The organism is Shigella sp. FJ200513 (assembly GCF_040495915.1).
In the GTDB taxonomy this organism is placed as follows: Bacteria; Pseudomonadota; Gammaproteobacteria; order Enterobacterales; family Enterobacteriaceae; genus ECMA0423.
The window spans coordinates 1-3,650 of the sequence record NZ_JBDYCV010000185.1 but is presented as its reverse complement, the minus strand read 5'-3'; the positions used below and the strand labels follow the sequence as shown (position 1 = coordinate 3,650).

Annotated in this window: 4 protein-coding genes and 2 pseudogenes; 2 read left to right on the top strand and 4 right to left on the bottom strand. The window is 50.4% G+C overall.

Features of this window, described 5'->3' with window-relative positions; all coding sequences use genetic code 11:
- Positions 1 to 57, top strand: coding sequence for an IS1 family transposase (locus ABZJ92_RS20960; RefSeq protein WP_003032489.1), 57 nt, complete (start codon positions 1 to 3; stop codon positions 55 to 57).
- 13 nt (positions 58 to 70) lie between these two features.
- Here the strand turns inward: ABZJ92_RS20960 and ABZJ92_RS20955 are convergent.
- Positions 71 to 211 (bottom strand): annotated as a pseudogene (locus ABZJ92_RS20955) (6-phosphogluconate phosphatase); the annotation flags it as partial.
- 164 nt (positions 212 to 375) lie between these two features.
- On the opposite strand from ABZJ92_RS20955, the gene adeP reads away from it, so the two are divergent.
- Complete coding sequence (adeP, locus tag ABZJ92_RS20950) at positions 376 to 1,713, top strand: adenine permease AdeP (RefSeq protein ID WP_005090234.1); 1,338 nt, start codon at positions 376 to 378, stop codon at positions 1,711 to 1,713.
- A 53-nt stretch (positions 1,714 to 1,766) separates the two neighbouring features.
- Here adeP and yieF read toward each other — a convergent pair whose 3' ends face one another.
- The 3 genes and pseudogenes from yieF to ABZJ92_RS20935 form a co-directional block, all read right to left on the bottom strand.
- Complete coding sequence (yieF, locus tag ABZJ92_RS20945) at positions 1,767 to 2,333, bottom strand: class I chromate reductase YieF (protein WP_001291268.1); 567 nt, start codon at positions 2,331 to 2,333, stop codon at positions 1,767 to 1,769.
- Positions 2,334 to 2,354: 21 nt separating this feature from the next.
- Positions 2,355 to 3,104 carry a 4'-phosphopantetheinyl transferase family protein gene (locus ABZJ92_RS20940; RefSeq protein ID WP_000190670.1) on the bottom strand — a complete coding sequence of 250 codons (750 nt, stop codon included), beginning with the start codon at positions 3,102 to 3,104 and terminating at the stop codon, positions 2,355 to 2,357.
- Positions 3,105 to 3,260: 156 nt separating this feature from the next.
- Positions 3,261 to 3,572: pseudogene (locus ABZJ92_RS20935) on the bottom strand (HTH-type transcriptional regulator YidZ); the annotation flags it as partial.
- Between the last annotated feature and the right edge of the window lie 78 nt (positions 3,573 to 3,650).

Here is a 3,650-nt window from a genome sequence, read left to right as displayed (position 1 = left end):
GTGGAGCTGCATGACAAGGTCATCGGGCATTATCTGAACATAAAACACTATCAGTAAGTTGGAGTCATTACCTGAAACGTTTGAATACCTCTTCAGGATCGAGCGTAATACCAAATTCCTGAAACATCGTTACATATGCGCGGGAGCAAATGACTTCACTGTCGACCAGCGTACCGTCGCAGTCGAAAAATACCGCTTCTATCCGGGACATGCCTTTCCTTTTTAATCAGTTTAACGTTTTCGTAGAGCCGATTTGCGCAACGCAATCGTTGCCGTATAAGTAAATCCAATAAAAAAGTCTCTCACAAACGCGCCTATTGTCGCATTTTGGTATACGATAGCGACGGATTTTCCCTCCTTGTTCGGAAATAGATAATGAGTCATCAACATACCACCCAGACTTCTGGTCAGAGGATGCTGGAACGTGTTTTTAAACTGCGCGAACATGGTACTACGGCACGAACTGAAGTGATTGCCGGGTTCACCACCTTCCTGACGATGGTCTACATCGTATTTGTTAACCCACAAATTCTGGGCGTTGCTGGCATGGACACCAGTGCCGTCTTCGTAACAACCTGTCTGATTGCTGCTTTCGGTAGCATTATGATGGGATTGTTTGCAAACCTTCCGGTGGCGCTGGCTCCTGCGATGGGGCTTAACGCCTTTTTCGCTTTTGTGGTTGTCCAGGCAATGGGGCTGCCGTGGCAGATCGGTATGGGCGCAATCTTCTGGGGCGCTGTCGGACTGCTTCTTTTGACCATTTTCCGCGTTCGTTACTGGATGATTGCTAACATTCCGGTAAGTCTGCGTGTGGGTATTACCAGCGGTATCGGCCTGTTTATCGGCATGATGGGGCTGAAAAACGCAGGTGTGATTGTCGCTAACTCGGAAACGCTGGTGAGCATCGGTAATCTGACTTCTCACAGCGTACTTCTGGGTATCCTCGGCTTTTTCATCATTGCTATTCTGGCCTCGCGCAACATTCACGCAGCGGTGCTGGTTTCTATCGTGGTGACGACGCTGCTGGGCTGGATGCTGGGTGATGTGCACTACAATGGCATCGTTTCTGCGCCGCCGAGCGTAATGACAGTTGTGGGTCATGTAGATTTAGCCGGGTCGTTTAACCTCGGGCTGGCAGGGGTGATTTTCTCTTTCATGTTGGTCAACTTGTTTGACTCCTCCGGTACGCTGATTGGCGTGACCGATAAAGCAGGTCTGGCGGATGAGAAGGGGAAATTCCCGCGCATGAAGCAGGCGCTGTATGTCGACAGTATCTCTTCCGTGACCGGTTCGTTTATCGGTACTTCTTCCGTTACGGCTTATATTGAGTCCTCTTCCGGCGTATCGGTTGGCGGTCGTACCGGTCTGACGGCAGTGGTTGTTGGTCTGCTGTTCCTGCTGGTTATCTTTCTGTCGCCGCTGGCGGGAATGGTGCCAGACTACGCTGCAGCTGGCGCGTTGATCTACGTTGGCGTGTTGATGACCTCAAGTCTTGCTCGCGTGAACTGGCAGGATCTTACTGAATCTGTTCCGGCGTTTATTACCGCCGTGATGATGCCGTTCAGCTTTTCGATTACCGAAGGTATTGCGCTGGGCTTTATCTCCTACTGCGTGATGAAGATTGGTACCGGGCGTCTGCGTGACCTTAGCCCGTGCGTAATCATCGTTGCGCTGCTGTTTATCCTGAAGATTGTATTTATCGACGCTCATTAAAATCGATAGCGCATTAAAAACCCGCCATGCATGATTACTGGCGGGTTTTTTATTTAGATCTTAACTCGCTGAATAAACTCACCAAATGCGGTCAATTGCCCGGTCAGGTGGTCCAGCGTACCCTGATCAATCACTTCTCCGGTTTGCGGATCAACTTTGTTCTGAATCACGCCGCCCATAAATTCCGGCTTGTTCATCACCATTGCATCGAGGAAAACCAGAATCTGGCGCAGGTGATACTGACAGCGCGCGCCGCCAATCACGCCCATTGAGCTGGTCTGAATCAACACCGGTTTACCGGCCAGCGGTTGATCCGGCAGGCGGGAAAGCCAGTCGATGGCATTTTTCAGCCCACCCGGTACCGAGTAGTTATATTCCGGCGTGACGATCACCACACCGTCAGCCTGACGGATCTGTTCCGCCAGAGCTTCAACCGTTGCTGGAAAACCTTCTTCCTGCTGTACGTCAGCGTCATACAGGGGAATGTCGGCAATGGAAGGTAACGCATTGACTTCCATGCTCGCCGGAGCAATTTTCGGCAGGGTACGTGCAACCATGCCATTAAATGAGCCTTTGCGCAGGCTCCCCAGTAACGTAACCACCTGCAATTTTTCAGACATAATGACTCCTGTGGTTGTCTATCAATTTGGCGAAAAAGACTTCACGGTAGAGAGCTGGGCAAAACGCATCATCCGGCTGGTAGGATTGTTGGCGCGGCTGTGAATATCCGGCAGGCTTTTCCAGCTGTGTTTGCCATCTAACTCCCAGACACTGAGCTTTTCAATCGCGGGCGTGACCGCCACGGACCACACCAGCACGTCCTCCGCGTCGCATAACGCTTCTACATGATTTACATGAGCACATTTCAGGCGTCCGGCAATGGGCAGCAGCTGCAGATCGCGCGGATCGTCATTCAAAACATCACCGGTTAGTTTTAGCACGCTTCGGCGCAGCGTAATGAGCTGCGCCCGCGCTTCGTTAGGATCGTTTTGTTTACTGATCCATAGCGATTCATTGCTGGAAAAGGTGTGGTTATCGGGCGCGTGTGGGCTATGAAACCCGCGCGTCGCACGCTGTAGTTCCATATCGAGGCCACATTCACCTTCGGTTGTTAACGCCACGCCAACCATATTCCCGGCATAGGAAATAGAAAACGAAGGCAAATTTTTATCACTGAAAACCGGTTTACCTTTCGGCAGGGTGACGATTTCCGGCAATTCGCCAATGCCATACAGCATGAACATCAGTTCTGCGAGTAAACCTCTGGACGCCAGAAAACGGCTTTGACGATGAGGGGGAATGTTTCGGGCTTCTTGATGACACTGGGAGGGGAGACGAACAGAAATCAGATGTCCTTCCGTTAAAATCCCTCGGGCAAAGTGAGTCGCCATTTTTCGCTCCATGCTTAATGGTCCATTATGAATACAAGAGTAATCATTTACTGGAATGATGGACAGACTAAAGCGGCTAAAAGTTCGATTCAGACAAGCTTATTACAACTTTTTTACATTTTATTGTGAAATTGGGTCGCGTTTCATACGATTCGGTTATGCCATCGACGCGTAAAGGTTTTTAATGGTTTCCCGTAACCAGACGATCTTCGGATTATGGCTGTTCCGTTTATGCCACAGCAGGGTAAAAGGAACTTCCAGCTTTTTTTGCTGGCTTTCGTCAAACGGGAGAGGAAGAGCAACCAACGGCAGTTGATGGAGTTGATTGTAGTACTGACAGTAGCGCGGCGCGGTCGCCAGTAGCAGATTGTCGGGTTGCGCTGCCATAAACAGTGACTGCTCGAATTCCGGCAGGCTCATAGCAATCGTGCGTTCGCGCCCCAGCTCCTGTAACACATTGTCCAGTGCCCTGAGGTAGCCTGAGTTTAACGGACACTCCTTCCTGAAATAGAATGGCATCAGAAGGAGCTAATAATGAGCAGAAAA

What these genes read in the sequence shown, in the direction of transcription:
- adeP (WP_005090234.1), top strand. Translation starts at nt 376, where the DNA reads ATGAGTCATCAACATACCACCCAGACTTCTGGTCAGAGGATGCTGGAA.
- ABZJ92_RS20940 (WP_000190670.1), bottom strand. Translation starts at nt 3,104, where the DNA reads ATGGCGACTCACTTTGCCCGAGGGATTTTAACGGAAGGACATCTGATT.
- yieF (WP_001291268.1), bottom strand. Translation starts at nt 2,333, where the DNA reads ATGTCTGAAAAATTGCAGGTGGTTACGTTACTGGGGAGCCTGCGCAAA.